The organism is Pseudonocardia hispaniensis (genome assembly GCF_042658695.1).
Lineage (GTDB): Bacteria > Actinomycetota > Actinomycetes > Mycobacteriales > Pseudonocardiaceae > Pseudonocardia > Pseudonocardia hispaniensis.
Genome location: NZ_JBHSQW010000035.1, coordinates 258,504 through 284,098, shown reverse-complemented (window position 1 = coordinate 284,098; position 25,595 = coordinate 258,504). Strand labels below are relative to the sequence as shown.

Sequence of the window (25,595 nt, the reverse complement as noted above, 5' to 3'; positions counted from 1 at the left end):
GATGATCGTCTGGCCTAAGTTCACGCCATGGCGATCACTGGCGGACGGGGGCAGCGTGTCGCGGCTGCCTGAGGGACTCGGTGTCGAGGACCACGGCCCGCTCAACGTCGTTGCCCGCCGCGTGCTGCTCGACAGCCTCGAGGCGCTCGCCGACCAGGCTGCAGCGATCACGATCGTCGGCGCACAGGCGATCTACCTGCGTAGCGCTGGTGAGCCGGAGCTGACGGTCGCGAGCTTCACGAGCGACGCTGACTTGAACATCGACCCGACGCAGCTCGCAGCGATGCCCCTCGTCGAAGAGGCAATGGCAGCCGCTGGCTTCGCGCTCGTCGAAAAGCCCGGAACCTGGGCCAAAGTCGAGGTCGTGGGCAAGGTCCAGACGAACGTCCGAGTCGACCTACTCGTGCCCGAGGCGTTGGCGAACCGACCAGGTCGCCGCAGCGTCAAGATGCCGCCGCACGCGAAGGACTCGGCTCGTCAGGTCCATGGCCTCGAGCCTGCGGTGGCCGACTTCGACGTGATGGACGTGGCCAGCCTTGAGCCGAGTGACCGGCGGGTCATCCCGGCGCGAGTTGCGGGCCCAGCAGCGCTGCTCGTAGCCAAAGCGCACAAGATCGCCGAGCGCGTTGCCGAAGGCAAGCCGCACCGGCTGAACAACAAGGACGCTGGCGATGTGATTCGCCTGATGCTGGTCACCGACGAATACGAGGTGGCCGAGCGTTTCGAGCGGCTACTCGACGACGAGCGCACGGCGGAGGTCACCAGAGAGGGCCTTGCTTCGCTGCGCGACCTCTTCGGAGCAGCACGTACGCCAGGCACGCTTATGGCCATCGACGCGCTTGCTGGAGACCCGATCGAGGCTCAGATCCCAGCGATCGGCGCGGCCTACCTACAGGCGCTGCCGGAGTAGCCGAGACTTGGCGCCGTTGTCGAGGGTTGCTTGTGGCAGGGCTGGCCTAAGCAGCCGCCTCGCTAGCGGCGTCGTCGATGATCTTCTGCTGAGCTTCGCGTAGCAGCGAGGTAGTCAGCGCGATGGCAAGCAGGCAGTTCACCGGCGTGTACTGGATCAAGCTCGCAGCGTGCGCGCTCGCGTGGTCCGGTGTTCGCGCTGCAGTCGACCCCGGGTGATCATGGGCGCAACCCTTGGTTGATCATGCTTCTGTCGAAGGAAGAAGATCAACACAAGGGTTGCGGTGGATAGTCCGCACGATCATGCTCACGCCTCGGCGCTCGGGGAGCTGTCCCGGTTCCGCCGGAAGCTCTACGCCTCGTTGCCCGCGCGGGCGGATGCGTTGTTCGAGCTGACCGAGGCGGTGTTGTGCGCGGACGGGCCGGTGACCTCGCTGGTCGAGCTGACCCTGACCGCCGAGCACCGCCGCGGGCACGGGGCGATGTATGACGCGCTCAACCGGGGCCGGATCGAGCCGCAGCGGCTGCGCCGCACGCTGGCATCGCTGCCGCTGCCCCGGGCGACCGACGGGCGGATCGTGCTCGCGGTCGATGTCAGCCCGTGGCTGCGCCCGGACGCCCCGACCAGCGATCAGCGGCTGTTCTGCCACGTCTACGGCCGGGGGAAGGGCAACGCGCAGCTGATCCCAGGCTGGCCGTACTCCTTCGTCGCCGCGCTGGAGCCGGGCCGGACCTCGTGGACGGCGCTGCTGGACGCGGTGCGCCTCGGCCCGGCCGACGACGCCACCGCGGTGACCGCCGCCCAGCTGCGCGCGGTGATCGAGCGGCTGATCGCCGCCGGGCACTGGCGGCCGGACGACCCGGACATCGTGATCGTCGCCGACGCCGGCTACGACATCACCCGGCTCGCCTACGTGCTGGCCGACCTGCCGTCGAGCTGGTCGGGCGGCTCCGCTCGGACCGGGTCCTGCGGCTGCCGCGCCCGCCCCGGCTGCCCGGGACCAACGGGCGCCCACCCCGCCCCGGCCCGGAGAACGCCCTGAACCGGCCGACCACCTGGCCCGCTTCGACCTCGAACACACCTTCCGGCTGTTCAAACAGACCCTGGGCTGGACCGCCCCGAAGATCCGCACCCCGGCCGCGGCGGACCTGGTTGATCACCGCCGCGCACACCCAGCTGCGCCTGGCCCGACCCCTGGCCGCCGACCTGTGCCGCCCCTGGGAGAAACCCGCCCCACCCGCCCGGGTCCTGGCCGCCCGCCCGGCTCCCGCAACCACTGGCCCGCACCCAGCCACGACATCGGGAAAACGGTCAAACGCGACCGCACCATCACCGCACGGCAGCAGCGCACGGGTTAAAGACCAAGCTAGGTCTGAACCCCGGTGCCGACGGGGCATGCCACGCCCGTGCCGCCGATGCCGCAGTAGCCGTTCGGCACCTTGGCCAGATACTGCTGGTGGTAGTCCTCGGCCCAGTAGAACCGGTCCAGCGGCGCGATCTCGGTGGTGATCTCGCCGTAGCGCGCCGAACGCAGCGCCGCACCGTAGGTGTGCGCGGTCGATTCGGCGAGATCGCGCTGCTCGTCGTCGGCGTAGTAGATCGCCGAGCGGTACTGGGTGCCCCGGTCGTTGCCCTGGCGCATCCCCTGGGTCGGGTCGTGGTTCTCCCAGAAGACCTTGAGCAGGTTCTCGTAGCTCACCACCGCCGGGTCGAACACCACGAGCACGACCTCGGCGTGCCCGGTCAGCCCGGAGCACACCTCCTCGTAGGTCGGGTTCTCGGTGAACCCGCCCGCATAGCCCACGGCGGTGGAGTAGACGCCCGGCGTCTGCCAGAAGATCCGCTCGGCACCCCAGAAACAGCCCATCCCGAACACGGCCGTCCGGAGCCCGTCCGGGAACGGTGGCTGGATGCGGTTGCCGTTGACGAAGTGCTGTCGCGGCACCGGCAGCGGCGTCGGGCGTCCCACCAGCGCCTGCTCCGCGGTGACCATCTGCGACCTGCTGGGTCCGAACAGCGCCATGTCCCCCAGGCTACGCCCCGCGAGTCGCGGTATTTCCGAGCGCGAGTCGCGGTATTTCCGAGCCGGTCCACGCGGTCCGACGTCTCAGAACGCACCCGCGGCACCAACGCCACTTCGAGTATCGGCGGCGGCCCGCAGCAGCCCGCCCCCTCCGCGGCCCACCGCGCACAGCCTGCCCAGCGCCCACGGCCCCGCGTCGGTGACGTGATGCCCCCGGCGCCGCAGCTCAGCGATCGTCGCGGCACCCAGCCGGGACTCCACGACGAGTCCGCCCGGCTGCCAGTCCCGCGGCGCGAACGAGGCCGGGAACGCCGTCGAGTGCCAGGCCGGGGCATCGATCGCGGCCTGCAGGTCCAGGCCCGCGCCGGTGTGGGCCAGCCAGAAGCACAGCTGCCATTGGTCCTGCTGATCCCCACCCGGGGTGCCGAACGCGAGCCGCGGCTCCCCGTAACGCAGCGCGAGCGACGGGCTCAGCGTCGTTCGGGGACGTCTGCCCGGCACCAGCGAACTGGGCAGCCCCTCCTCCAGCCAGAACATCTGGGCCCGGGTGCCCAGGCAGAAACCCAGCGCCGGAACGGTTGGGGACGACTGCAACCAGCCCCCCGACGGCGTCGCAGAGATCATATTCCCGGCCGCGTCGACGACGTCGACATGCACGGTGTCGCCACGGGCCACACCGCTGCGGCTCACGGTCGGTTCGCCCGACCCGGGCGCATCGGCCTCGGGCCGATCCCGTGATCGGATGAGGTGGTGGGCGAGCATCGGCGTGCGGCCGCCCGGACGACCCGGACGGAGCTCCCTCGACGCGTTCGCGCCGATCAGCGCTCGGCGTTCGTCCGCGTAGGCCCGCGACAACAGCACGTCGAGCGGCGCCGGGGCAGCGAGACTGTCGCCGTACCACGCCTCCCGGTCGGCGAAGGCGAGCTTGGCCGCCTCGACCGCGACGTGCACGGTGTCGGTCGTGGCCACCCCGTCGCGATAGGCCAACTCGGCGCCGCGCAACAACTGCAGGATCTGCGGTAGCACCGGGCCCTGCGACCACGCGGCGGGCTTGGCGAGGGTCCAGCCATCACCGGTATCGACACACACGGCGTCCTCGTACGTCGCCTGCCAGCCGGCGAGGTCGGCTGCGGTGAGCAGCCCGGCGTGGTCGCGGCCGGAGTCGTCACGGACCCGAGTGCGGCAGAACGTCTCGATCTCCTCGGCGACGAACCCGCGATACCACGCGTTGCGGGCGGCTTCGATCTGCGCCTCCCGGCTGGGTCCGACGGCCGCGGCGAGCAGTCGCCGCCAGGTCGCGGCGAGCGCCGGCAGCCGGAATGTCTCTCCGGTGGCGGGCACCCGGCCATCCGGTAGCCACTGGGCGGCGGAGGTCGGCCAGTGCTGTCTGAAGTGATCGGCGACCGTGGCGATCGTCGACTCGATGCGCGGGACCAGCGGAAACCCGCCGGCGGCATAGGTCAGCGCCGGCTCGAGCACCGCGTGCAGCGTGAGCGTGCCATGGTCGCGCAGCAGCGTCAGCCAGCCGTCCCAGGCGCCCGGGACGACGGCGGCGAGCAGCCCCGTCCCCGGCACGAACCGCAGCCCCAGCTCGTCCCGCAGACGGGCGATGCTTGCCGCGACAGGCGCGACGCCCTGCCCGCACAGCACCCGGGGCGTCGGGTCGGTCGCGGTGACGAAGACCGCGGGAACCTCGCCGCCGGGGCCACACAGATGCGGCTCGACCACCTGCAGGACGAACCCGGCGGCGACGGCCGCGTCGAACGCGTTGCCGCCGCGGGCCAGCACCCCCATCGCGGTCGATGTGCCCAGGTAGTGCGTGCTCGACGCGGCCCCGTGCGGACCGCGTCGCTCGTGCGTGCGAGGCGCCATGTCCACACCTTGGCAAGGCGAGGTGTCGTCTCGGTCGCGGAGATCCCCCGACTCACTCGCGGAAATACCGCGACTCGCGGGGATCAGAGGTCGGCGGCCAGCGGAACCTGCTCCACCGACGGTGAGGTCATCCACTCGCGCAGCGCTCTCGTCGCCTCGACATCGTCCTGGTTGTACTGCAGCAGACGGTGCCGCTGTGTCGGCTCGGGTGGCCGCCCACCCAAGCCGACGGCGTCGCGGTACCAGCGCATCGAGTTCTCCCCGCCGGCCTCGGGGTCGCGCCAGGCGAAGCCCGCAACGGGGGCGACGCGTTTGAGGCCTTTCCCATGCGCGCACAGGAACCAGTCGCTGACCAGCGCGAACAGGTCGATCCACCCCGGCATCGCGATGAACCGTTCGACCTCGGCGACCGACGGGATCCCCGGGTGCCCGGCGAACCGGCGGGCCGAGGCGATCAGCCAACGGTTCTCGGCCTGCTCGTTGTAGCAGTAGGCGGCGAAGCTGCGCCCGCTTTCCACGGCGGCGGATCGGACCCCCGACAGCCAGGTCCAGAACTCGGCGAACGAGCGGCGCTCGTCCTGGGTGGGGACGGGTTCCCAGGTGACGAACGCTCGGTAGCCGGCCGGTTCGTCCCCGGCGCGGGCGCCGCGGGGATAGCTGAGCAGCGCCCCCCAGAGATAGGCGCCGGCCTCGCCGAAGCTCTCCATGTCGACGTCGACCTCGATGTCGGCGCGCGGTACCGGCACCCGCGGCACCCGGCGCACCACCGTGAGCCCGCGCTGCCAGGCCCTGGCGAGCGCGACCATGTCGGCAAAGGGCATCCCGGGCAGCGGCACCGGCGGTTCAGCCGCCGGATCGAGCGCGGCAAGGCCCGCCACCGTGCCGACACCGGCCGAGCGCAGCGCCACGGCCGCCTCGCCGCGCACCACCAAGCTCACGTCCTGGTCTCGGGTGAGCGCGGCCTCGCAGGTCGGCCACCAGGGGCACCGGCGGCATTCGGTGATCCGCGAGGGGTGGGCGAGGGCCGGGGCACCGGCGGCCGCGGCGGTGGCGACGGCGACCCGGTCGGCGAACCGCTCGTCGTACTCCTCGAGGGTGCTGCGTCCCCCCGGCCAGTGCTCCGCCTGCAGGTCATGCCACACCACGACGTCGCCGTCCATCCCGATCACACCGCCGAGCGAGCTCTCGGCCAGATCGGCGGCCGGGGCCCAGCCCGCCGCATCGAGCATGCGGGTCAGGTGCGCGAGCCGCAGCAGGTCACGCGGTTGCGAACGAGTCTTGCGGGCCGGATCGGCCGTCGCCCGCTCGGGGAACGGCTCCAGCAGGGGCGAGGTCCGCGCACCGGTACCCGGGTCGGTGATCCGGTGCCGCACGACGATGACCGGGAGGTACCCGCCGCCGGGCACCCGCACCAGCAGTTCGGCACCACCCCGTCGGCCCGCTGCGTCATCACGCGGGAGCTGGGCGCCCCAGATCAGCCGGGCATCCGCGGCGACCGCCGCCGCGGTGGCCTCGACCCGTTCACGCGTGGTGACCTCGGCCGGCACCCGCCACCAGCGTTCGCCGTTCGCCGCGGACAGCGCCGCCCCGATCTGTTCGCGGTGCGCCGCGGCGTCGGCCCGGCGCTGCTCGAGCAGCGGATCGGGCAGCGCCTGCGGCCCCCCACCGGCCCGCGAATCGTGGTCGAGATGGACGCGCCGCCGGCACCGCGTCGTCACCGAGGCGTCCAGCGACACCACGACCGGTCCGGAAGCGGCCGGATCGGTCGCGCTGTTCACCGTCGCCGTCACGGCTCCGAGAGTAATGACCCCATCCGACAACGTCCGCGCCTGCCAGCGCACCACCGTGGCCTTAAGCTGCCCGCAACCCCGGGGCGCGGGGGACGGGGAGGACGAGATGCGACTCCGGAGAAGATCCGGTTCACCGGCCGAGAACGACGTCGACGCCGCACCGATGGACGTGCGCACGCGGGCGAGGTCCGACACGAAGGGGGCCGGCGGCGACCGTAAGGGCCGCGGCACGCTCACCCCTGCGAGGGCGAGGCGACTGATCGGGATCGGGAAGGTGGTGGCGCCGCTGCTCGCACCGTACGCGCTCGCCGCGGCCGGTGCGGCGCGCGCCCACTGGGACACCCACCGGGCCCGCAGGCTCGGTGTCGCACCCGACCAGCTCTCGACCTACTCCGGCCGCGGCGGGGCGCTGCACGCCCGGATCGACCGGATCGCCGAGGCACTCGCCCAGCTCGATGCGAACGAGCCGGCGCATGCCACCGGGGCGGCCCGCAGGTTCGCCCTCGACACCCGGCCCCGGCTGGTGGATCTCACCGTCGCGGTTCGGGCCGCCGAGCAGATGCCGGCGCCGCGCCGGCGCACGGCGTTGCGCGCGGTCTCCGGGGAGCTCGACCGGGTCGAGACCGAACTGCTCACCCACCTGGGTGTGCGACCCTGACCGGCGCGACGCCGTTGCATACCGCCCCGAGGACACCGATACGGCTCCGGACCCGTTACCGTCTGCGGACATGAGGTGCGGCACCGCAGCGACCGGCGCGCGCCGAGTGCGCAGCGCTCGGGGTCTCACGGTGGCCGCGATGAGCACCCTGCTGACCGCTGTCGGCCATGTCGTCGCGGGTGGTTCCCTCCCCGACCTCGCCCTGCTGGTCGTGCTGTTTCCGCTGCTCGTGAGCCTGGTGACCGGCCTGGCCGACGCCTGCCGGTCCGTCCTCGGGATGCTGCTGGTGCTCGGCGGCGGGCAGCTGTTCATGCACGAGGTCATGCAGGTGCTCGCGCACCCGCATCCGGCCGGTTCGGCGACGATCACGTGGCCGGTCATGCTGGCGATGCACGCCGGGGCCACGCTCGTCACCGGCGCCCTGATCCGCGACGCCGATCGGGCGCTGCTCGCCCTGTTCGCTGCGTTGCTGCGGGTGTTGCCCCGGCGGCTCGTCCCACCGCCCGCCGACCGACCGCTGCGGACCCTCCCGGTGCCGGAGCCCGCGGCCGTGGGGCGCTGTGCCCGCGCTGCGCTCGGCCCGCTGGTCCTGCGTGCTCCACCTCCGATGTGGGTCTGACCCACTCACCCCGCTCAGTTCGCGGGCCCCTCACATCGGAGTCCTTCATGCACCCAACCTTGCGACGCGCCGGCGTGCGCGCCGACATCGTCCTGGGCAGTGTCGCCGCCGCGGCCATCGGCGGCGCCGTGCCCGCATTCGCCCACGTCACAGCCCAACCCGGAACCGCCGCCAAGGGCGGCTACACCGTGATCAACTTCCGGGTACCCGACGAATCCGACACCGGTGCCGAACCCGCGCACCCCGCCCCCACGGTCCGGCCGACGGCGGCCGCCGCGGACGACCCTCACTCCGATCCGCCCCCCGCCGTGGGCACCGACACGATGGCCCGCTGGCCGGCCGGGGCAGGCCTGCTGGTCGGTGTCCTCGGGCTGGGTGCCGGCGGCGCGGCCGCCCGGCGCGGCCGCAACCGGAAGGTCGACTCGTGAAGACGCCGTTTCGCGCTCTGGCCATCGCCCTTGTCGCCGGGCTGGCGCTGCTGCTGGGCGCCGGACCGGCGCTGGCCCACGCCCAGCTGTTGGGCAGCGACCCGGCGGACGGCGCGAGCCTGAGCACCGGCCCCAGCACGGTGACGATCCGGTTCAGCGACCGGATGCAGCCGGGCTTCAACACGCTCACCGTGATCGGGCCGGACGATGCGCACTACGAGACGGGCGACGTCATCGTCGAGGGCACCTCGGTCAGCATCGCGGTCCATCCGCTCGGTCCGGCCGGCGTCTACCGCATCGGCTACCGCGTCGTCTCGGATGACGGTCATCCCGTGCAGGGCAGCACGTCGTTCACCCTGACGACACCGGGCCCCGGTGGCGGCGCCACCGCCGCGGCACCCTCGACCGCTCCGGCCGCGGCCGCGGCCGAGAACGAATCGGGCGGCATGCCGATCTGGCCGTGGATCATCGGCGCCGTCGTCGTGGTCGGCGGCGGGATCGCCGTCGCCCTTCGGCTGGGACGGGGATGAACCGGGCGATCGCCCGGCCCGGTTCGGTCGCGTGGCTACCGCCGGCGGTCTGGACCGGGCTGGCGATCGCCGCCGCCATCCTGGCCAGCGCGCTCGCGGGCTCACTCGCCGGCGCACCGTTCGCGACCTTCGTCGGCGCCGCCGCGGCGCGGTCCGCGATCGACCTCGCGGCGGTCGGGTGCGTCGGGCTCGCGCTGGTCGGTGTCCTGCTTCCGGCACGGGCCGCCACCCTGCGCCAGACGGTGCAGCTGTGGGACCGGGTCGATGCCAGCTTGGTGGCGCTGAGCGGCGGATGGGTGGTCCTGGTTCTGGTCGGGATCGTCTTTCGCGCCGCCGACGCATTCGGGGTCCAGGTCACCGACCTCGGGGGAGACCAGCTGATGCGCTGGGCGACCCAGCTCGCCGCCGGACGCGGGATGCTGCTGACCGCGGGCTGCGCGGCCACCGTCCTGGGCTGCGCCGTGGCCCGCAGGATGCGCCCCGGTCAGGTCCCGATCCGGGTCGTGCTGGTGGCCGCGATCCTCGGCGCGCTCACCCCCACCGTCACCGGGCACGCGGGCTCCGCGTCGACCGACCATCAGCTCGCCGCGACGCTCGTGGCGATGCATGTGGCCGCGGCGGCGCTGTGGGTGGGCGGACTGGGCGCGACGCTCGTGCTCCTCGCGCACCGGGCGACGCTGCTCGGCGCGGTGCTGCCGCGGTTCTCCCGGCTGGCCGGGGTCTGCCTCGGCGGGGTGGTCCTGACCGGGGCGCTCAACGCGCTGATCCGGCTGCCGACGGTGGCGGCGCTGTGGACCACCGGCTATGGCTGGCTCATCGTCACCAAGACGATTTGTGTGCTCTTGCTCGGCTACCTGGGCCTGCTGGCCCGGCGGCGGCTCGCCGCCGGACGAACGCCGGTGCTCCGCTGGGCGGGCCTGGAGACCATGGTCATGGCGGTGACGCTCGGTGTCGCCGCGGCGCTGACCCAGACGGCGGTCTGAACCGGCTCAGGAGAAACGGTAGGTCTCCAGCAGCCGCAGCCAGACCTCGCTCATCGTCGGGAACGCGGGCACCGCGTGCCAGAGCCGGGCCAGCGGCACCTCCCCGGCCACCGCGATCGTCGCCGCTTGCAGCATCTCGGCGACGTCCTGCCCCACGAACGTGGCGCCGACCAGGACCTCGCGATCGACGTCCACCACGATCTTCGCGGCCCCGGCGTAGTCGTCGGCCTGGAGGAAGGCCCCCGCGACGGCGAGCTCGAGCTCGATCGCCCGCACCCGGATCCTGTCGTCCCGGGCCCGGCGCTCGGTGCGCCCGACGAACGCGACCTCGGGATCGGTGAAGACGACCTGCGGGACGGCCGCGTGGTCGGCGGTCGCGGCGTGCTCGCCCCACGCACCGGCATCGAGGGGCTCGCCGATCGAGCGTGACGCGATGGCCGCGGCGACGATCCGCGCGGCGTATTTGCCCTGGTGGGTGACCGGTGCGCGGCCGGTGACGTCCCCGGCGGCGTACAACCATTCCCCGTCGACCCCGGCGACCAGCCCCGACTCGTCGACGGTCAGCTGCCCGCCGGGTTCCAGCCCGACGCTCGCCAGCCCCACGTCCGCGGTGTTCGGTCGCCGCCCGGTGGCCACCAGCAGTTCGTCGACCTCGATCGTCTCGGCACCCACGCGCAGCAGGATCGACCCGTCCCGGCCCGGGAACACCTCATCGAGGCCCTGTTCGAGGCGCAGGTCGATGCCCTCGGCGCGAAAGGCCGCCGCCACCCGCTCTCCGGCCATCGGCTCCGCCGAGGGCAGCAGCCGCGGCCCCCGGTGCAGGAGCACGACGTGCGAGCCGAGCCGGGTGAATGCCTGCGCCATCTCCGCACCGACGACGCCGCCGCCGAGCACGCCGAGCCTGCCTGGTACCTCCTTGGCCGACGTCGCCTCCCGCGAGCCCCAGGCGCGGACCGCCTCCAGGCCCGGGATCGGCGGCCGGACCGGGACGCTGCCGGTCGCGACGACAACCGCGTGCCGGGCCCGGAGCAACCCACCGTCGGGCCCGTCGACCTGCACCGTCCTCGGTCCGGCCAGCCGACCGTGCCCACGGATCGGAGCGATCTCGGCGGCGCGCACCCAGTCGGCCTGGCTGGAGTCGTCCCAGTCGTGGGTGAACGCGTCGCGGCGGGCCAGGACGGCGGACGGGTCGAGCTCCGCGGTCACACCGGGCAGCCTGCGGGCGGCCGCCAGCGCATGTCCGGTGCGCAGCAACGTCTTCGACGGGATGCAGGCCCAGAACGAACATTCGCCGCCGAACCGCTCCGCCTCGACGAGGGCGGCCGACATCCCGGCGCGCACCGCGTAGTCGGCGGCGTTCTCGCCGGTGGGTCCAGCGCCGATGACGATGACGTCGAAGGTCCGGTCGGGCATGGCTCGCTCCCGTCGCGAGGGCCGAGGGCCACCGCGTCGCCCCGGAACTCGGGCGACAACGGCCGCACGGTAGTCGCACCGGATGCCGGCTGACTACCGGAAGCCGGGCTGGGCCTGGCTGTCCTCGGTGTCCGTTTTCTCGTTCCGTGGAATCCACCCCCTTGTGACCCATTGCACCCGGGTTTGGAATCGAGGAGATCGCGATCCACGAGCCGAGCCAGAAGAGCCGAGCCACGGCCACCCAAGGAGGTACGGGCGTGAGAGCCGTCCGGGTGCACGAGTACCACTCCGATCCCAAGATCGATGACATCCCGGAACCGACGATCAGCGGTCCACTGGACGTCATCGTCAAGATCGGCGGAGCTGGGGTGTGCCGCACCGACCTGCACATCCTCGAGGGGCAATGGGCTGAGGCCATGGGCCCTCAACTCCCCTATGTCATCGGGCACGAGAACGCCGGCTGGGTGCACGAGATCGGCGAGGGGGTCACCAATGTCGCGGTCGGCGACACGGTGATCCTTCATCCGCAGCCGAGCTGCGGGCTGTGCCGCGCCTGCCGCGCCGGCAAGGACATGCAGTGCACGAGCGCGTTCTTCCCCGGGTTGTCGAACAACGACGGCGGCATGGCCGAGTACCTGCGCACCACCGCCCGCGCGTGCGTCAAGCTCAATCCCGACACCAATCCGGCAGACGTCGCCGCGCTGGCCGATGCCGGCATCACCGCCTACCACGCGGTGCGCAAGGCCGTCCCGCTGCTGTACCCGGGCACCACGGCCGTCGTGCAGGGTGCGGGCGGGCTGGGACATATCGGCATCCAATGCCTCGCGGCGCTCACCGCCACCCGGATCGTGGTGGTCGACCGCAATCCCGACGCCCTGGCGCTGGCCAAGCAGATCGGTGCCGACGAGACCGTCCTGGCCGACGGCAACCACATCAACGCGGTCAAGGAGATGACCGAGGGCCAGGGCGCGAACGTGGTGTTCGACTTCGTCGCCGAGCAAGGCGCGGAGAACGACGCCTGGGCCATGACCGGACCGGATGGTTCCCAGTTCGTGATCGGCTACGGCGGCGAGGTGCGCATTCCCACGCTCGACTTCGTCGCCGGCGAGAAGAACATCATCGGGAACATCGTCGGCACCTACAACGACCTCGCCGAGCTGATGGTCCTGGCCCAGGCCGGCAAGGTCACGCTGCACACCAGGCAGTACCCGCTCGAAGCCGCACTCGACGCGGTGCACGACCTGGACGCCGGCCGGGTCCGCGGCCGGGCAATTCTCGTTCCGTAATCACGTTCTCCCAGCGACGAAACCGACGCGAGAGGTTCCACCACATGTACTCCAAGGATGGCGAGAAGTACTTCATTGTCGACTCCCACAACCACTTCTGGGACGCGAGCCGGGAGAACTGGGTCGAGGGCCAGGAACAGTACGCGAAGGGCTGGATCGACTGCTTCTACGGCTACCACCAGCTCGGACCGCCTGAGACCCACTGGGACTACGAGAAGTACCTGAAGATCGACGAGTCCACCTTCGAGCGCGATGTGTTCATCGAGGGCCACGTAGACATCGCGATCTTCCAGTCCACGTATCTCAAGGAATGGTACAAGAACGGTTTCAACACCGCGGAGCAGAACGCTCAGCTACTCGACAAGTTCGGCGACAACCTGATCGTCAACGGTCGTTTCGACCCGCGGGACGGCGACGCCGGTATCCGCGAGCTCGAACAGGACGCAGAACGGTACAACCTCAAGGGCGTGAAGCTGTACACCGCCGAATGGAATGCCGGCTCGCGCGGCTACAAGCTCACCGACCCGGCCGCGTACCGGTTCCTCGAAAAGGCCCAGGAACTGGGCATCAAGAACATCCACGTGCACAAGGGCCCGACGATCTGGCCGCTGGACAAGGACGCGTTCGACGTCGCGGACGTCGACCACGTCGCCACCGACTTCCAGGATCTGAACTTCATCGTGGAGCACGTCGGGCTTCCTCGGATCGAGGACTTCTGCTTCATGGCGGTGCAGGAACCCAACGTCTATGCGGGCCTGTCCGTGGTGATCGGCGGTCTGATGCACGCCCGGCCCAAGTTCTTCGCCAAGGTCATGGGCGAGCTGCTGTTCTGGGTCGGCGAGGACAAGATGCTCTTCGGCAGCGACTACAGCATCTGGGAGCCGAAGTGGCAGGTCGAGGGCTTCGTCGACTGGCAGATGCCCGACGACCCGTCGCTCGCGGACTACCCCCGGCTGACCACCGCCAGCCGGAAGAAGATCCTCGGGCTCAACGCCGCCAAGCTCTACGACATCGAGGTACCGGCGGAATGCCAGCTGCCCACGACCGCGGCCGAGTCGATGCAGCCCGGCGGGGAGCTGGTCGAGGGCACCGCGGGGGCGCCGGCATGAGGTGTTCCCACGAATCTCCCGCGGGGGTGCGATGACCAATACCGCGCCTCCGGGGGTCCCGCCCACGGTGTGGGCGGCGTTGGAGACGGTGCTCGACCCCGAACTGGACGAGCCGATCACCGCGCTCGACTTCGTCGAGTCCTGCACCGTCTCCGACGACGGCGTGGCGCGGGTGCGGCTACGGTTGCCGACGTTCTTCTGCGCGCCGAACTTCTCGTTCCTCATGGTCGCCGACGCCTATGACGCGGTGTCGGCGGTCGAAGGCGTGAGTCGCACCGAGGTGACGCTGGCCGACCATCACGCCGCCGACGAGATCAACGACGGCGTCGCCGCGCATGCGGGCTTCGTCGGCTCCTTCGCCGGGGAGGCGGTGGCCGAGCTCGACGAGCTGCGCCGCACCTTCCTGACCAAGGCGGCCGTCGCGGGCCAGGACCGGGTTGCCAGGCCGCTGGTCGATGCGGGCGTCGGGCCCGACGAGCTGGCGGCGATGACGCTCGGTGACGCGCCGGACTCGGTGGACAAGCGCCGCCTGCGCGAGCGCCGGGAGCGGCTCGGCCTGCCGCACGGCGACGACGCCCCGCTGCTGATGCACCCCGACGGCAGCCGGGTCACCTCGGCACAGGTGCCGTTGCATCTGCGCCGGGCGCGGTTGCAGCGGATCGGGATCGAGACCAACGGCGAGTACTGCAAGAGCCTGCTCGCCGCCCGATACGCCAAGGCCGGCTCTTGAGTGAAACCGACCCCACGCCGGTCCCGGACGCACGGGACCGGCGTGGTGTTGCGGGTGGTCAGGCCGCCTTGCCCCGGCCGGGCCTCAGCACGACCTTCGAGTAGCCCTCCTCGCGCTTGTCGAAGCGAGCGTAGGCGTCCGGGGCCTCCTCGAGCGGCAGCTCCTTGGAGACGACAAAGCTCGGAGTGGCCCGGCCCGCGATGATCAGATCCCGCAGGTGCCGGTTGTAGGCCTTGACGTTGGCCTGGCCGGTGCCGATCCGCAGGCCCTTCTCGAACAACGTGCCGAACTGCACCAGCAGCTCGCCACGGCCCGCCTCCGCGGTCGGCGCTCCGGGGTCGCCCGGCACGTACAGCCCTATCACCCCGATCATCCCGGTCGCCCGAACGGTCTGGATCAGCTGGTTGAGCACGATCGCGGGCTGCTCCTCACCGGCGGCGACGGTGGCCTGGTAGCCCACCGCGTCGATCCCCTTGTCGGTGCCGTCCCCGTGGGTCTGCTCGCGGATCGCCTCGATCGGGTCGACCGTGCTGTAGTCGACGGGGATGGCGCCGATCTGCTCGGCCAGGCGCAGTCGGGACTCGACCCGGTCGACCACGAACACCCGGGCCGCGCCCTTGATCAGCGACGAGTACGCCGCCATCAGCCCGACCGGTCCCGCGCCGAACACCGCGACCGTCTCGCCGGGTCCGACCTGGGCGAGCGTGGCGCCGTGGTAGCCGGTGGGAAAGATGTCGGCGAGCATCGCGAAGTCGTTCTCGTGCTCGTCGCCCGGCGGCAGCTTCAGGCAGTTGAAGTCGGCGAACGGCACCCGCAGGTATTCCGCCTGCCCGCCCCGGTACGGGCCCATCGCGACATAGCCGTACGCGCCACCGCCGAAGCCGGGGTTGACCGTCAGGCAGAAGCCCGTGCTGCCGGCCAGGCAGTTCTTGCAGAAGCCGCAGGCCACGTTGAACGGCAGCGACACCCGATCCCCGCGCTTGATCGACGCCACCCCGGGACCGACATCCTCGACGACGCCCATGTTCTCGTGCCCGAACACCAGGCCGGGCGGGGCGTTCGTCCGTCCCTCGTACATGTGCAGGTCGGAACCGCAGATCGCGGCCGTGGTCACCCGGACGAGGACGTCGGTGGGATCCTCGATCCGGGCGTCCTCGACGTCCTCCACGGTGACCCTGAACGGTTCCTGGTAGACGACGGCCTTCATCTCGGACCCCCTCTCGCGACGGCGACGGGCCGATTTTCCCAGGCACCCGCACCGTTGGCACCCCGAACGGCTCAGCCCGCCGAGGGCCTACGGTGCCGTCATGGACGTTCGCGCGCTGGTGTTCGACGTGTTCGGCACGGTTGTCGACTGGCGGACCGGGGTCACGCGCGACGTGCGCCGTCTGCTGGGCGACGCCGCGGATGCCGAGGCGTTCGCCCAGGCCTGGCGCGGGCGCTACGTCCCGTCCATGGACCGGGTCCGCCGCGGCGAGCGGCCGTGGACGAACCTCGATGGGCTGCACCGCGCGTCGCTCGACGAGCTACTCGCCGAGTTCGGGTTCCCGGACCTTCCCGAGGACACCCGCGCCGAGCTGGTGCTCGCCTGGCACCGTCTCGACCCCTGGCCCGATTCCGTGGCGGGGCTGACCCGGCTGAAGCGGCGGCATGTGATCGCGTCCCTCTCGAACGGGAACGTCGCGCTGCTCGTGACCATGGCCCGCCACGCCGGCCTGCCCTGGGACACCGTGCTGTCGGCCGAGCTGTTCCGGCGCTACAAGCCGGACGCCGAGGTCTACCTCGGCGCCGTTGAACTGCTGGGACTCGCGCCGGATCAGGTGATCATGGTGGCCGCGCACCTCGACGACCTGGCCGCGGCGCGCGCCTGCGGTCTGCGCACGGCGTACGTGCACCGGCCCGGAGAGTACGGCCCGGACGGCCCGGCGCCACCGCGGACGGACCCGGAGGCGGACCTGACGGTGGACTCGCTGACGGAGCTGGCCGAGCGCCTCGGGGCGTGACCGGTCAGGCTCGCGGGTGGGCCAGCAGCACGCGAAACAGGTTGTCCAACCGATACCCGCCGGACTCCGTGCGGAACGGCGCGAGCCGGTCCAGCACCGCGGTGCGGACCACGCGTTCCCCGGCGCGGGCCGCCGCCGCCCGCCCGATCCCCGACGAGAGCAGCGGCGCGATCATCGACTCGGCATCGGTGTACCGGAACGGGCACACCACCTCGACCACGGATCCGATCGAAAGGCCCGCGAGGTCGGCGAGCCGCAGCAGGCGCGGCACGCTGGTGATCGGCGGCGGCCCGGTGCGCGGTGGGCGGGACGGCAGCCAGGGCGCGAGTGCCTCGCCGAAGGCACGCACCGCGCACTCCTGCTCCCCGCCCCACACCGTGACGACCACGGCCGCGCCCACCCGCGCGGCTGCTCGAAGGACGACCACCGGGTTCGTGACGTGCGCGAGCAGCTGCACCGCGGCCACGACGTCGAACGGGCCCGGCGGCGGATCGTGCGCGTCGCCGACCTGAAACGATCCCTCGGGGACCGCGGCGGCCGCCGCGACCACTGCCGACGGATCGGCATCCACCCCGGTGACGAGCGCCCCGCGGTCGACCGCGGCCCGGGCGAACAGCCCAGGGCCGCAACCGAGGTCCAGCAGCCGGGTGCCCGGTCCGACGCCGGCGAGGTCGAGCGCCTGCGCGTACAGCGGCGCGCCCCAGCCGCGAGGGCCCTCCTCGGACATCCGGCAAGCCTACCGGCGGATCAGCCCCAGACCTCCTGCGCGACCTGCACGACCAGCCGGAGCTTGGCCGCCTGGTCGGCGAAGCTGAGCGCGTTGCCCTCGACGGTCGAGGAGAACCCGCACTGCGGGGACAGACACAGCTGGTCGAGCGGCACGTACTTCGCCGCCTCGTCGATGCGCCGTTTCAGCGTGTCGGGATCCTCGAGCCGCCCGCGTTTGGTGGTGACCAGCCCGAGCACGACCTGTTTGTCCGGCGGCACGAACCGCAGCGGCGCGAACCCGCCGGAGCGTTCGTCGTCGAACTCGCAGAAGAAGCCGTCCACGTCGAGCTCGCCGAACAACGCCTCGGCGACGAAGTCGTAGCCGCCCTCGGCGGCCCACGACGAGCGGAAGTTGCCCCGGCACATGTGGGTGGTGATCCGCATGTCCCTGGGCCGGTCGGCGACGGCCGCGTTGAGCTGCCGGAGGTACCGCAGATGCACGTGCTCGGCGTCCTCGCCCCGCGCGGCCAGCTGGGCCCGCTGGGCGGGGTCGTTGAGGTACGCGAGGCTGGTGTCGTCGAGCTGCAGGTACCGGCAGCCGAGCTCGGCCAGCGCGCGGATCTGTGCGGCATAGGCGGCGGAGAGGTCGGCCCAGAACTGCTCGAGATCGGGATAGACGCCGCGGTCGATCGCCGCCGTGCCGCCGCGGTAGTGGACCATGCTCGGCGACGGGATCGTCAGCTTCGGCACCGCGGTGGTGGTGACCGAGGCGAGGAACCGGAAATGGTCGGCGAAGATCGGATACTCCAGCCGGACCGGGCCGTCGATCGCCAGGCCCGCCGCGACGAACTCGCCCGCACCGGCGTCGTTGCGCATCCGCACCCGGATCCGCTCGTCGGTCTGGCTGACCCCGCCGAGCTGGTAGATGAAGTCCATGTGCCACGACGTGCGGCGAAACTCGCCGTCGGTCGCGGCGCGCAGCCCGATCTCCTCCTGCATCGCCACGGCCTCGCGGATCGCGGCGTCCTCGGCGGCCCGCAACGCGGCGGCGTCCAGCCTGCCCGCCGCGTGCTCCGCGCGGGCCCGCAGCAGCGCGGGTGGACGCAGCAGGCTGCCGACGTGGTCGGCTCGAAACGGCGGCTCGGTGCGCGCACCCATGTGCCGAACCTAGGCGCCCTGAGCGGCGCGGACCAGGCGGGCGTAGGGTCCGCCGGCGGCCAGCAGCTCGTCGTGACCGCCCAGCTCGGTGATCCGGCCGTTCTCGAGGACGACCACCCGGTCGGCCGCGGCGGCGGTGGACAGCCGGTGCACGATGGCGATCACCGTCCGGCCGTCCAACGCCGCGCCGAGCGATCGCTCGAGATCGCGAGCGGACGAGGTGTCCAGCAACGAGGTCGCCTCGTCCAGCACGATCGTGTGCGGGTCGGCGAGCACGATCCGGGCCAGCGCCAGTTGCTGGGCGACCGCGGGTGGTACGGCGTGGGCCCCGGACCCGAGCGTGGTGTCCAACCCGCCGGGCAGCGAGTCCGCCCACCCCAGGGCCCCGACCGCGGCGAGCGCGTCGCGGAGCTCGCCGTCGGTCCAGCCGTCTGGGCCGCCGGGCCGAGCCGGCAGGGTGAGGTTCTCCCGCAGCGTCCCGGCGAACACGTGGTGTTCCTGGGTGAGCAGCAGCACCTCGCCACGCAGCACCTCCTCGGGCAGCCGCGACAGCTCGGCTCCGCCGATCGTCGCCGTTCCGCGGGTGGGGGCTGCGATCCCGGCGAGCAGCCAGCCCAGCGTCGACTTGCCCGCACCGGACGGGCCGACGATCGCCAACCGCTCACCGTGCGGGATCCGCAGATCGATGCCGTGCAGCACCTCCTGGCCGGGCCGGTAGCCGAAATGCACGCCGGTGAGCTCGATGTCACGGCCACGCGGCCGGGGAACAGCGCGCTGCTTCCCGGCCGGTCCGCGCACACCGAGTATCCGGCGCAGCGCCGTACCCGAGACCTGCAGGTCCTCGACCCACCACAGCACCTCGTCGAGCGGTGCCGCGAGCGCCTGCGCGTACAGCACCATCACGGTGATCGTGCCGAGCCCCGCCCAGCCCTGGGCATAGGCCCACCCGCCGAGCGACAACATCGCCGCGATCGGCAGGGTGTGCGCCAGTTCCAGCCACGGCGCCCAGCGCACCTGCAGCCGGCGCAGCGCCCGCTCCCCACCGATCGCCCGGCCGAGGGCCGAGGAGCCACTGATCAGGCGGCGTTCGGTGAGCCCAAGGGCCTCCGCCGTGCGCGCCCCCTCGGTGGTCTCGTGCAGGTCGGCGTGCACCAACGCCCAGTCCTGCAGGACGCGCTCGAGCGTGGCGGGCGCTCGCCGCCAGTACCAGCGCGTGGGCAGGTACAGCACCGGGAGGGCCACCAGCATGCCGAGCGCGAGAACCGGCGAGGTCACCAGCATGGCCCCGAGCGTGAGCGTCACGGTGACGGCCGCGGTGGCGATCTGAGGAACGGCGTTGCGGACGGCGTGGTCGACCTTGTCCACGTCGGAGGTCGAACGGCTCAGCAGATCACCGGTTCCGGCCGCCTCCACGGTGCCGAGCGGCAGCCGCAGCGACCGCTCGATGAGCGCTTCCCTGGTCTGGGCCAACACCTTCTCGCCCAGGACTCCGCTGTGCAGCCGCGCCATGCGCTGCAGCGCGGCCTGCACGATCAGGACGGCGACGAAGGCGACGGCGATCAGGTCGATCCGGTCGGTGCCGACGCCGCCGACCACCAGGTCCACCAGCTGGCCGAGCAGCTGCGGGCCGACCAGCCCGGCCAGGGTGGCCGCGGCCAGCAGCCCGGTGGTCACCGCGAATCGCGACCGGTTGACCCGGACGGTCTCGCGGAACCAGCCGCGGGCCTGCTCCGGACCCGCCAGGGGGAAGGTCACCTGCACGAGCTCACCTCCGAGAGCCGGATCACCTCGTCCGCCACCTGCGCCCACAGCGGACTTTCGCTGAACACGACGGTCGTCCGTCCCCGTCGGAGCCGGGCGACCCGGTGGGCGATTCGCGCCTCGGTGTGCGCGTCCACGGCGCTGGTCGGCTGGTCGAGCAGCAGCACATCGGCGTCCAGCGCGAGCGCACGAGCCAGGATGAGGCGTTGCCGCTGGCCACCGGACACCTCGCGGCCGCGCTCCCCGATCGGCTCGTCCAGCCCGTTCGGCAGCCCGGCCACGATATCGGCGACGTCCGCGGCCCACATCGCGGCGGCGACGTCCACCCCGGTCTCGTGGTCGGGTCGCAACTGCTCGCGCAGCACCCCCGAGAACCAGAGGTCCTGACTGTGCACGGACACCACCCGGCGGCGCAGCGCCGCCAACGCCACCCGGTCGGCGGCGATCCCCGACAGCAGGACCTGCTGACCGGGTTCCGGATCGGCGAACCGGGCGAGCCGGGCGGCCAGCTCCGGCGCCTGCGGACCCGGCTCCACGACCGTGAGCTTGCCGGCGACCGCGGTGACCCCCGTGGTCGTGTCGTGCAGCTCGAGCGGGCCGTCGGGCAGGGCCACCGGGTCCGCGGGGTCCGCGAGCAGGGGCCGTAGCCGCAGGATGGCACAGACCTTCTTCGCCGCCACCAGCGCCGAGGCCAGTGACCCGGTCGCCTCGGTCACCGTGGCGACCGGAAGCACCAGGAACGCGGCCGCACCGTAGAAGGCCACCAGCTCCCCGACCGTGATCGTGCCGGCGACCGCGAGCCGCGCCCCGAGCCAGGCGATCAGCACGGTGATCAGGCCGGGGAGGAGCACCTCCGCGCCCGCCACCCACGACTCGCTGCGGGCGACCGCGACGCCGCGGCGGCGCACGCGCTGGCTCACGCTCTGGAATCGGCGCAGGAACTGCCGCTCGCCACCGATGCCGCGCAGGATGCGCAGACCGGAGACGATATCCGCGGCCAGGGCGTTGACCTCGGCGAGCCCGGCGCGCTGGGCCTGCATGCGCCGCTGCAGCAGCCCGATCAACGGGCCCATCCCGAGCGCCGCGGCCGGTACGCCGATCAGCGCGACCGCCGCGAGCAGCGGGGACATGCGAAGCAACGCGATGCCGACGACGAGGAACGCGATCATCGAGCCGAACAGCCTGCCGAGCACCTCGAAGGCGTAGCCGATGTGGTCCTCGTCCGAGGACGAGATCGCCATCACCTCACCGGTCCCGGCCTGCGCGGACAGCGCGGCGCCGAGCCGGGCGACATGTGCGGCGACCGTCCGGTGTGTGGTCGCCGCACCGTGTATCCACATGCCGTGCGCGGCGAACATCAGACCAGCGGCGAGACCGGCCTGGGCCAGGCCGAGCGCGACGATCAACCCGATCCAGGCGAGCAGCGCCTCGGTATCGGCGCCGGCGACACCGACATCCACGGCCTGCCCGACGGCGAGCGGCAACAGCGCCCCGGGCACCAACCACAGTGCACCGAGCAGGGCCGCGCCGGTGGCGAGCCACGGCCGGACGGCCAGCACGGCGAACAGGAAACGCAACGGGGTGAGACGCGCCGGAAGGCGTCAAGGAGGAGAGTGTGTCGTCATAGGGCGCACCCTAGGTCCGGCCGTCCCGGCGGGGCGAGCGATTTCCGCCGGACCGGCCTCACCGTCCCTTCCACACCGGCTCGCGGCGCTCCCGGAACGCCGCGGCACCCTCGGCGGCGTCCTCGGTGGCGGCGGCGACCCGGCGCATCGTCTCGCCGAACCGGATCGCATCGACCGACCCCATTCCGGGGCCGCGTACGGCCATCTCCTTGGTCGCCCGCTGAGCCAGTGGGGCGCCGCGGACCAGGCGGGCGGCCAGGTCGCGCGTCGCGGGCAGCAGGTCGTCGTCACCGACCACCCACCCGGCGAGGCCGATCTCCTTGGCTCGCGCCGCATCGATGCGTTCCCCGGTGAGCAGCAGCTCCATCGCGTACTGCCAGCCGATCTTCTGCGGCAGCCGCAGCGCACCGACGATGGTCGGGATCCCGACCCGCACCTCGGGGAAGCCGAACGTCGCCCGTTCCGCGGCGATCACGAAGTCACACCAGGTCAGCAGGGTCAGCCCGTAGCCGAGGCAGTGCCCGTTGACCGCCGCGATCACCGGTTTGAAGATCTCCCAGCCGCTCTCGAACGAGTTGACGGTGGGGCGCTCCCAGAAGCTGCCGGGGAAGTCGCCCGCCGGGTTTCCGGTCTGCGACGCCAGGTCCGCACCGGCGCAGAACGCCCGTCCGTTGCCCGTGACGATGCCGACCCAGGCGTCGTCGTCGGCGCGGAACCGGGCGAAGGCATCGTTGATCTCGCGGCGCATCGCGCCGTCGATCGAGTTGAGCTTGTCCGGGCGGTCCAGGGTGATCGTGGCGACGTGGTCGGCGAGTTCGTAGCGCACGGTCCGGTTCATGCCGCGGAGACTAGGCCGCGCCCGGGCCGCCGCGGCCCTACGGCGCCAGCGCGGCCCCCGGCGTGACGGCGAGCGTCCGGACCAGCCGGGTCGCACCGGAGCGCACCGCGTCTTCGAGCTCCCAGCGCCGCGCGGTGAACTCGGCCCGGCTGACCGACACCCCGAGCGCGCCCGTCGTCTCGCCACCAGGGCCGCGCACCGGTGCCGCGACGCCGGCGAACCCGCGCTGGTGCTCCTCGACCTCCACCGCGACGCCCGCCGAGCGAACCCGCATCAGCTCGCGGTCCAGCGCGCGCCGATCGGACACGGTGCGCCGGGTGATTCGGGGCAGCCCGGACTCGGCCAGCACCGCACCGAGCCGGGCGGCGTCGAGCCCGGCGAGCAGCGCCTTGCCGCCCGCGGTGGAATGCGGCGAGGCCGGTTCACCGGCCCGCATCCCGGGGAGTCCGGGGTGTTCGGCGCAGTTCTCGAGGTGCGCGACGACGATGTCGAGGTCCCGGAAGACGAACAAGTAGGTCGCCGCCCGCGCCGTGGCATGCACCTCCTGCACGATCATCCGCACCGCGGCGGGCGGCAGGACCTGATCGACGAGGCTGCGGTGCAGGTGCGCGATCTGGTAACCCAGTCCGTAACCGCGCACATCGTGGAGGCGCACGAGGTAGCCCTGTTCGACCAGGGTGCCCAGCACCCGGTAGATGGTGGGTAGCGGACAGCCGAGCCTGCGGGCGATCGCCTTCGCGGTCACTCCGTCGCCCGCCGCCGCCACTGCCTCGACGACCCGCAGCGCCCGCAGGACCGAGCCACCGGCGCCGGGCTGCTGCTGGAGTGCCACGGCGCACAGTCTTGGGTACCCGCGTGGGGCGCGCATGCACCGATCGGGCGTTGTCTCACGACCGGCACGCCTGCACCGCGGCGCCGCCCGGCAGGCCGCGACGTCACCGCGACCCGGCGGTGTCGTCGAGCGCCGCCCGCGGGAGGAAACGAGGATCATCGACCGGATGCACCGCACCGCGATCACTCCGATCACCCCGGCCGCGCTGGCGGACCGGGTCGTCGGCCTCGTCGTCCAGCGGCCGGGCCGGCGGGTCCGGGTCGTCCTCGACGGGGCACCGCCCACCCGACCGGCGGAGCTGGCCGCGGCGGTGGTGGCCTCGCTGCGCGTGCAGGGACGCGATGCGCTCGTCGTCGATGCCGGGGACTACCTGCGGCCGGCGTCGGTCCGGCTCGAGCACGGACACACCGACGCCGACATGTTCCTCGACGGCTGGCTCGACGAGGGCGGGCTGCGCCGGGAGGTTCTCGACCCGGCCGCGCCGGGCAGGTCCGGCCGGGTCCTGCCCCGGCTGTGGGACGCCGCGCGGGACCGTGCCCACCGGGACCGCTACCGCGAACTGCCCGCCGACGGCGTGGTCGTGCTGGCGGGTGCGCTGCTGCTGGGCCGCGGGCTCCCCGTGGACCTGGCCGTGCATCTGCGGATGAGCCCGGCGGCGCTGGCGCGGCACCTGCCCGCCGAGGATCACTGGCAGTTGGCCGCGTTCGCACGCTACGAAACGGAACGACACCCCGGCGACGAGGCCGACGTGCTGGTGCTGGCCGATCATCCGCACCGGCCCGCGATGCGGATGATCGAGGGCTGAGCGAGAAGTGAGTGGGCGAGGAGGGAGTTGAACCCTCACGTCCTTACGGACACACGGACCTGAACCGTGCGCGTCTGCCATTCCGCCACTCGCCCGAGCGACGGTGAAAAGCTAGCACGACGGTCCGGTGGGGCCGACGGGAGGGCCCTGTCACGACCGGGTCGAGGTGGTCCCGGCAGATCTGGGGCTAGCACAGATACGATCGAGGACGCCGGTAACACGCCGATTCGAACGGAGGAAGATCGGTTGGGCCGCGTCGTCCGCTTCGAACGCCGCCTCCAGGGGATGGTGGGAGACGTGTTCGCGCGGGTCTTCGGAGGCAGTGTCGTTCCCCAGGAAGTCGCACAGGCGCTGCTCAGGGAAGCCGAGGACAACATCGAGCCGCTCGCGGGGGGACGCCTGCTGGCGCCGAACCGCTACGTCGTGCAGCTCAGCTCCGCCGATCTCGAACACATGGCCGGCGCCACGGACCAGATCACAGAATGGCTGTCCAGCTACGTCACCAAGCATCTCGCCGACCAGGGATGGGATGCCTACGGCGAAGTCGTAGTCTTGCTGGAGCGCTCCGAGGCGCTGCACACGGGACAGTTCCGCACCCGCTCGTCCGTGGACCCCGACGCTTCCCGTCGGCCCACCCGAGCTCGCAACGCAGGAGAAGCACCCATGAGCCAGCAACCGGGCCACCCCGAGGAGAACGGGAAGTACGGATACGACCGGGGAGCACCCGGTGGGTACGCCCAGCAGACCTATGCGCCCCCCGGCGGGTACGACCGCGCCGATCAGCCCGGGCGCGAGGGCTACGGCCAGCAGTACGACCAGCAGGGTTACGACCAGCAGAACAGCTACGCCCCACAGCAGGGCTACGGACAGCCCGGCGGGTACGAGCAGGGTTACGACCAGCAGGGCTACGGGCAGCAGCAGGGTTACGGGCAGCAGCAGGGCTACGGCCAGCAGCAGGGTTACGGGCAGCCCGGCGGGTACGACCAGCAGGCCTACGCCCCTGGCTACGACGCCGGCTACGGCCAGCAGGGCGGATACGGGCAGCAGGCCTACGCCCCCGGCTACGACGCCGGCTACGGCCAGCAGGGCGGGTACGGGCAGCAGGCCTACGCCCCCGGCTACGACGCCGGGTACGACCAGCAGGGCGGATACCCACAGCAGGGCTACGGGCAGCAGGGCTATGCGGGCTACGGGCAGCAGGGCAGGCTGACGGCATCGCTCAGCCTCGACGACGGCTCGGGTCGCACCTACCAGCTCACCGAGGGCGCCCACGTCATCGGCCGAGGGCAGGACTCGAACTTCCGGCTTCCCGACACGGGCGTGTCGCGGCGTCACCTGGAGATTCGATGGGACGGCCAGACCGCGACGCTGTCCGACCTCGGGTCGACCAACGGCACGACGGTCAACGGCAACCCGGTTCAGACCTGGCAGCTCACCGATGGGGACGTCATCCGCGTCGGCCACTCGAGCATGGTCTTCCGCACCCAGGCTTGATCGTCGGTTCCCCGAGTCCA

General features: G+C 72.1%; 24 protein-coding genes and 1 tRNA gene. 13 read left to right on the top strand and 12 right to left on the bottom strand.

What is annotated here, in order from left to right; all coding sequences use genetic code 11:
• Nucleotide 1 precedes the first annotated feature (1 nt).
• Together ACFQE5_RS18365 and ACFQE5_RS18360 are read left to right on the top strand one after the other, a co-directional pair.
• Nucleotides 2–910 carry a hypothetical protein gene (locus tag ACFQE5_RS18365; RefSeq protein ID WP_379586667.1) on the top strand — a complete coding sequence of 303 codons (909 nt, stop codon included), beginning with the start codon at nucleotides 2–4 and terminating at the stop codon, nucleotides 908–910.
• 283 nt (nucleotides 911–1,193) lie between these two features.
• Nucleotides 1,194–1,952, top strand: coding sequence for a transposase (locus ACFQE5_RS18360; RefSeq protein WP_379586666.1), 759 nt, complete (start codon nucleotides 1,194–1,196; stop codon nucleotides 1,950–1,952).
• A gap of 324 nt (nucleotides 1,953–2,276) precedes the next feature.
• On the opposite strand, the gene msrA is transcribed toward ACFQE5_RS18360, so the two are convergent.
• The 3 genes from msrA to ACFQE5_RS18345 form a co-directional block, all read right to left on the bottom strand.
• On the bottom strand, nucleotides 2,277–2,933 hold the full coding sequence (msrA, locus tag ACFQE5_RS18355) for a peptide-methionine (S)-S-oxide reductase MsrA (protein ID WP_379586665.1): 657 nt from the start codon (nucleotides 2,931–2,933) through the stop codon (nucleotides 2,277–2,279).
• An 84-nt stretch (nucleotides 2,934–3,017) separates the two neighbouring features.
• A complete protein-coding gene (locus ACFQE5_RS18350) occupies nucleotides 3,018–4,805 on the bottom strand; it encodes a gamma-glutamyltransferase family protein (protein WP_379586664.1) in 1,788 nt (595 codons plus the stop codon).
• Between the two features lie 83 nt (nucleotides 4,806–4,888).
• A complete protein-coding gene (locus tag ACFQE5_RS18345; RefSeq protein WP_379586663.1) occupies nucleotides 4,889–6,595 on the bottom strand; it encodes a TM0106 family RecB-like putative nuclease in 1,707 nt (568 codons plus the stop codon).
• 106 nt (nucleotides 6,596–6,701) lie between these two features.
• Here ACFQE5_RS18345 and ACFQE5_RS18340 point away from each other — a divergent pair, with 106 nt between their 5' ends.
• The 5 genes from ACFQE5_RS18340 to ACFQE5_RS18320 all read left to right on the top strand — a co-directional run bounded on the left by ACFQE5_RS18340 (nucleotide 6,702) and on the right by ACFQE5_RS18320 (nucleotide 9,813).
• The gene (locus ACFQE5_RS18340; protein ID WP_379586662.1) at nucleotides 6,702–7,253 is read left to right on the top strand and encodes a DUF6474 family protein; all 552 of its coding nucleotides are present in this window, start codon (nucleotides 6,702–6,704) and stop codon (nucleotides 7,251–7,253) included.
• Nucleotides 7,254–7,392: 139 nt separating this feature from the next.
• On the top strand, nucleotides 7,393–7,872 hold the full coding sequence (locus ACFQE5_RS18335) for a hypothetical protein (protein WP_379586661.1): 480 nt from the start codon (nucleotides 7,393–7,395) through the stop codon (nucleotides 7,870–7,872).
• Nucleotides 7,873–7,919: 47 nt separating this feature from the next.
• Nucleotides 7,920–8,300: a hypothetical protein gene (locus tag ACFQE5_RS18330; protein ID WP_379586660.1), complete on the top strand. Its 381-nt coding sequence runs from the start codon at nucleotides 7,920–7,922 to the stop codon at nucleotides 8,298–8,300.
• Complete coding sequence (locus ACFQE5_RS18325) at nucleotides 8,297–8,830, top strand: copper resistance CopC family protein (RefSeq protein ID WP_379586659.1); 534 nt, start codon at nucleotides 8,297–8,299, stop codon at nucleotides 8,828–8,830. The genes ACFQE5_RS18330 and ACFQE5_RS18325 overlap by 4 nt, the downstream gene beginning before the upstream one ends.
• A complete protein-coding gene (locus ACFQE5_RS18320) occupies nucleotides 8,827–9,813 on the top strand; it encodes a copper resistance D family protein (protein ID WP_379586658.1) in 987 nt (328 codons plus the stop codon). Before ACFQE5_RS18325 ends, ACFQE5_RS18320 begins: the two co-directional genes overlap by 4 nt.
• 6 nt (nucleotides 9,814–9,819) lie before the next feature.
• On the opposite strand, the gene ACFQE5_RS18315 is transcribed toward ACFQE5_RS18320, so the two are convergent.
• The gene (locus ACFQE5_RS18315) at nucleotides 9,820–11,226 is read right to left on the bottom strand and encodes a dihydrolipoyl dehydrogenase family protein (RefSeq protein ID WP_379586657.1); all 1,407 of its coding nucleotides are present in this window, start codon (nucleotides 11,224–11,226) and stop codon (nucleotides 9,820–9,822) included.
• A 257-nt stretch (nucleotides 11,227–11,483) separates the two neighbouring features.
• Here ACFQE5_RS18315 and ACFQE5_RS18310 point away from each other — a divergent pair, with 257 nt between their 5' ends.
• From ACFQE5_RS18310 to ACFQE5_RS18300, 3 genes are read left to right on the top strand one after another with little or no spacing between them, the layout of a single operon-like run.
• The gene (locus ACFQE5_RS18310; protein WP_379586656.1) at nucleotides 11,484–12,512 is read left to right on the top strand and encodes an NAD(P)-dependent alcohol dehydrogenase; all 1,029 of its coding nucleotides are present in this window, start codon (nucleotides 11,484–11,486) and stop codon (nucleotides 12,510–12,512) included.
• 44 nt (nucleotides 12,513–12,556) lie between these two features.
• A complete protein-coding gene (locus ACFQE5_RS18305) occupies nucleotides 12,557–13,621 on the top strand; it encodes an amidohydrolase family protein (protein ID WP_379586655.1) in 1,065 nt (354 codons plus the stop codon).
• Between the two features lie 31 nt (nucleotides 13,622–13,652).
• Nucleotides 13,653–14,351: an iron-sulfur cluster assembly protein gene (locus ACFQE5_RS18300; RefSeq protein ID WP_379586653.1), complete on the top strand. Its 699-nt coding sequence runs from the start codon at nucleotides 13,653–13,655 to the stop codon at nucleotides 14,349–14,351.
• A gap of 58 nt (nucleotides 14,352–14,409) precedes the next feature.
• On the opposite strand, the gene ACFQE5_RS18295 is transcribed toward ACFQE5_RS18300, so the two are convergent.
• Nucleotides 14,410–15,558 (bottom strand): glutathione-independent formaldehyde dehydrogenase, encoded by a 1,149-nt coding sequence (locus ACFQE5_RS18295; RefSeq protein ID WP_379586652.1) that lies wholly within the window; start codon nucleotides 15,556–15,558, stop codon nucleotides 14,410–14,412.
• A gap of 100 nt (nucleotides 15,559–15,658) precedes the next feature.
• On the opposite strand from ACFQE5_RS18295, the gene ACFQE5_RS18290 reads away from it, so the two are divergent.
• On the top strand, nucleotides 15,659–16,354 hold the full coding sequence (locus ACFQE5_RS18290; protein ID WP_379586651.1) for a haloacid dehalogenase type II: 696 nt from the start codon (nucleotides 15,659–15,661) through the stop codon (nucleotides 16,352–16,354).
• Between the two features lie 4 nt (nucleotides 16,355–16,358).
• Here the strand turns inward: ACFQE5_RS18290 and ACFQE5_RS18285 are convergent, their stop codons facing one another.
• The 6 genes from ACFQE5_RS18285 to ACFQE5_RS18260 form a co-directional block, all read right to left on the bottom strand.
• Nucleotides 16,359–17,081, bottom strand: a complete 723-nt coding sequence (locus ACFQE5_RS18285) for a class I SAM-dependent methyltransferase (protein ID WP_379586650.1) — start codon at nucleotides 17,079–17,081, stop codon at nucleotides 16,359–16,361.
• 20 nt (nucleotides 17,082–17,101) lie between these two features.
• On the bottom strand, nucleotides 17,102–18,220 hold the full coding sequence (locus tag ACFQE5_RS18280; RefSeq protein WP_379586649.1) for a 5-methyltetrahydropteroyltriglutamate--homocysteine S-methyltransferase: 1,119 nt from the start codon (nucleotides 18,218–18,220) through the stop codon (nucleotides 17,102–17,104).
• A gap of 9 nt (nucleotides 18,221–18,229) precedes the next feature.
• Nucleotides 18,230–19,981 carry an ABC transporter ATP-binding protein gene (locus tag ACFQE5_RS18275; RefSeq protein WP_379586648.1) on the bottom strand — a complete coding sequence of 584 codons (1,752 nt, stop codon included), beginning with the start codon at nucleotides 19,979–19,981 and terminating at the stop codon, nucleotides 18,230–18,232.
• The gene (locus ACFQE5_RS18270; protein ID WP_379586647.1) at nucleotides 19,972–21,558 is read right to left on the bottom strand and encodes an ABC transporter transmembrane domain-containing protein; all 1,587 of its coding nucleotides are present in this window, start codon (nucleotides 21,556–21,558) and stop codon (nucleotides 19,972–19,974) included. Before ACFQE5_RS18270 ends, ACFQE5_RS18275 begins: the two co-directional genes overlap by 10 nt.
• 106 nt (nucleotides 21,559–21,664) lie before the next feature.
• Complete coding sequence (locus ACFQE5_RS18265) at nucleotides 21,665–22,444, bottom strand: enoyl-CoA hydratase/isomerase family protein (protein WP_379586646.1); 780 nt, start codon at nucleotides 22,442–22,444, stop codon at nucleotides 21,665–21,667.
• A gap of 37 nt (nucleotides 22,445–22,481) precedes the next feature.
• Nucleotides 22,482–23,276, bottom strand: a complete 795-nt coding sequence (locus tag ACFQE5_RS18260; protein WP_379586645.1) for an IclR family transcriptional regulator — start codon at nucleotides 23,274–23,276, stop codon at nucleotides 22,482–22,484.
• Between the two features lie 166 nt (nucleotides 23,277–23,442).
• Between ACFQE5_RS18260 and ACFQE5_RS18255 the strand changes: the two genes are divergently transcribed.
• On the top strand, nucleotides 23,443–24,081 hold the full coding sequence (locus ACFQE5_RS18255) for a uridine kinase (protein WP_379586644.1): 639 nt from the start codon (nucleotides 23,443–23,445) through the stop codon (nucleotides 24,079–24,081).
• Between the two features lie 12 nt (nucleotides 24,082–24,093).
• On the opposite strand, the gene ACFQE5_RS18250 is transcribed toward ACFQE5_RS18255, so the two are convergent.
• A tRNA-Leu gene (locus tag ACFQE5_RS18250) sits at nucleotides 24,094–24,176 on the bottom strand.
• A 151-nt stretch (nucleotides 24,177–24,327) separates the two neighbouring features.
• On the opposite strand from ACFQE5_RS18250, the gene ACFQE5_RS18245 reads away from it, so the two are divergent.
• Complete coding sequence (locus ACFQE5_RS18245; RefSeq protein WP_379586642.1) at nucleotides 24,328–25,575, top strand: DUF3662 and FHA domain-containing protein; 1,248 nt, start codon at nucleotides 24,328–24,330, stop codon at nucleotides 25,573–25,575.
• The last annotated feature ends 20 nt before the right edge of the window (nucleotides 25,576–25,595 follow it).

What these genes read in the sequence shown, in the direction of transcription:
- ACFQE5_RS18365 (WP_379586667.1), top strand. Translation starts at nt 2, where the DNA reads ATGATCGTCTGGCCTAAGTTCACGCCATGGCGATCACTGGCGGACGGG.
- ACFQE5_RS18340 (WP_379586662.1), top strand. Translation starts at nt 6,702, where the DNA reads ATGCGACTCCGGAGAAGATCCGGTTCACCGGCCGAGAACGACGTCGAC.
- ACFQE5_RS18255 (WP_379586644.1), top strand. Translation starts at nt 23,443, where the DNA reads ATGCACCGCACCGCGATCACTCCGATCACCCCGGCCGCGCTGGCGGAC.
- ACFQE5_RS18290 (WP_379586651.1), top strand. Translation starts at nt 15,659, where the DNA reads ATGGACGTTCGCGCGCTGGTGTTCGACGTGTTCGGCACGGTTGTCGAC.
- ACFQE5_RS18330 (WP_379586660.1), top strand. Translation starts at nt 7,920, where the DNA reads ATGCACCCAACCTTGCGACGCGCCGGCGTGCGCGCCGACATCGTCCTG.
- ACFQE5_RS18265 (WP_379586646.1), bottom strand. Translation starts at nt 22,444, where the DNA reads ATGAACCGGACCGTGCGCTACGAACTCGCCGACCACGTCGCCACGATC.
- ACFQE5_RS18315 (WP_379586657.1), bottom strand. Translation starts at nt 11,226, where the DNA reads ATGCCCGACCGGACCTTCGACGTCATCGTCATCGGCGCTGGACCCACC.
- msrA (WP_379586665.1), bottom strand. Translation starts at nt 2,933, where the DNA reads ATGGCGCTGTTCGGACCCAGCAGGTCGCAGATGGTCACCGCGGAGCAG.
- ACFQE5_RS18335 (WP_379586661.1), top strand. Translation starts at nt 7,393, where the DNA reads ATGAGCACCCTGCTGACCGCTGTCGGCCATGTCGTCGCGGGTGGTTCC.
- ACFQE5_RS18300 (WP_379586653.1), top strand. Translation starts at nt 13,653, where the DNA reads ATGACCAATACCGCGCCTCCGGGGGTCCCGCCCACGGTGTGGGCGGCG.
- ACFQE5_RS18285 (WP_379586650.1), bottom strand. Translation starts at nt 17,081, where the DNA reads ATGTCCGAGGAGGGCCCTCGCGGCTGGGGCGCGCCGCTGTACGCGCAG.
- ACFQE5_RS18295 (WP_379586652.1), bottom strand. Translation starts at nt 15,558, where the DNA reads ATGAAGGCCGTCGTCTACCAGGAACCGTTCAGGGTCACCGTGGAGGAC.
- ACFQE5_RS18320 (WP_379586658.1), top strand. Translation starts at nt 8,827, where the DNA reads ATGAACCGGGCGATCGCCCGGCCCGGTTCGGTCGCGTGGCTACCGCCG.
- ACFQE5_RS18305 (WP_379586655.1), top strand. Translation starts at nt 12,557, where the DNA reads ATGTACTCCAAGGATGGCGAGAAGTACTTCATTGTCGACTCCCACAAC.
- ACFQE5_RS18350 (WP_379586664.1), bottom strand. Translation starts at nt 4,805, where the DNA reads ATGGCGCCTCGCACGCACGAGCGACGCGGTCCGCACGGGGCCGCGTCG.
- ACFQE5_RS18280 (WP_379586649.1), bottom strand. Translation starts at nt 18,220, where the DNA reads ATGGGTGCGCGCACCGAGCCGCCGTTTCGAGCCGACCACGTCGGCAGC.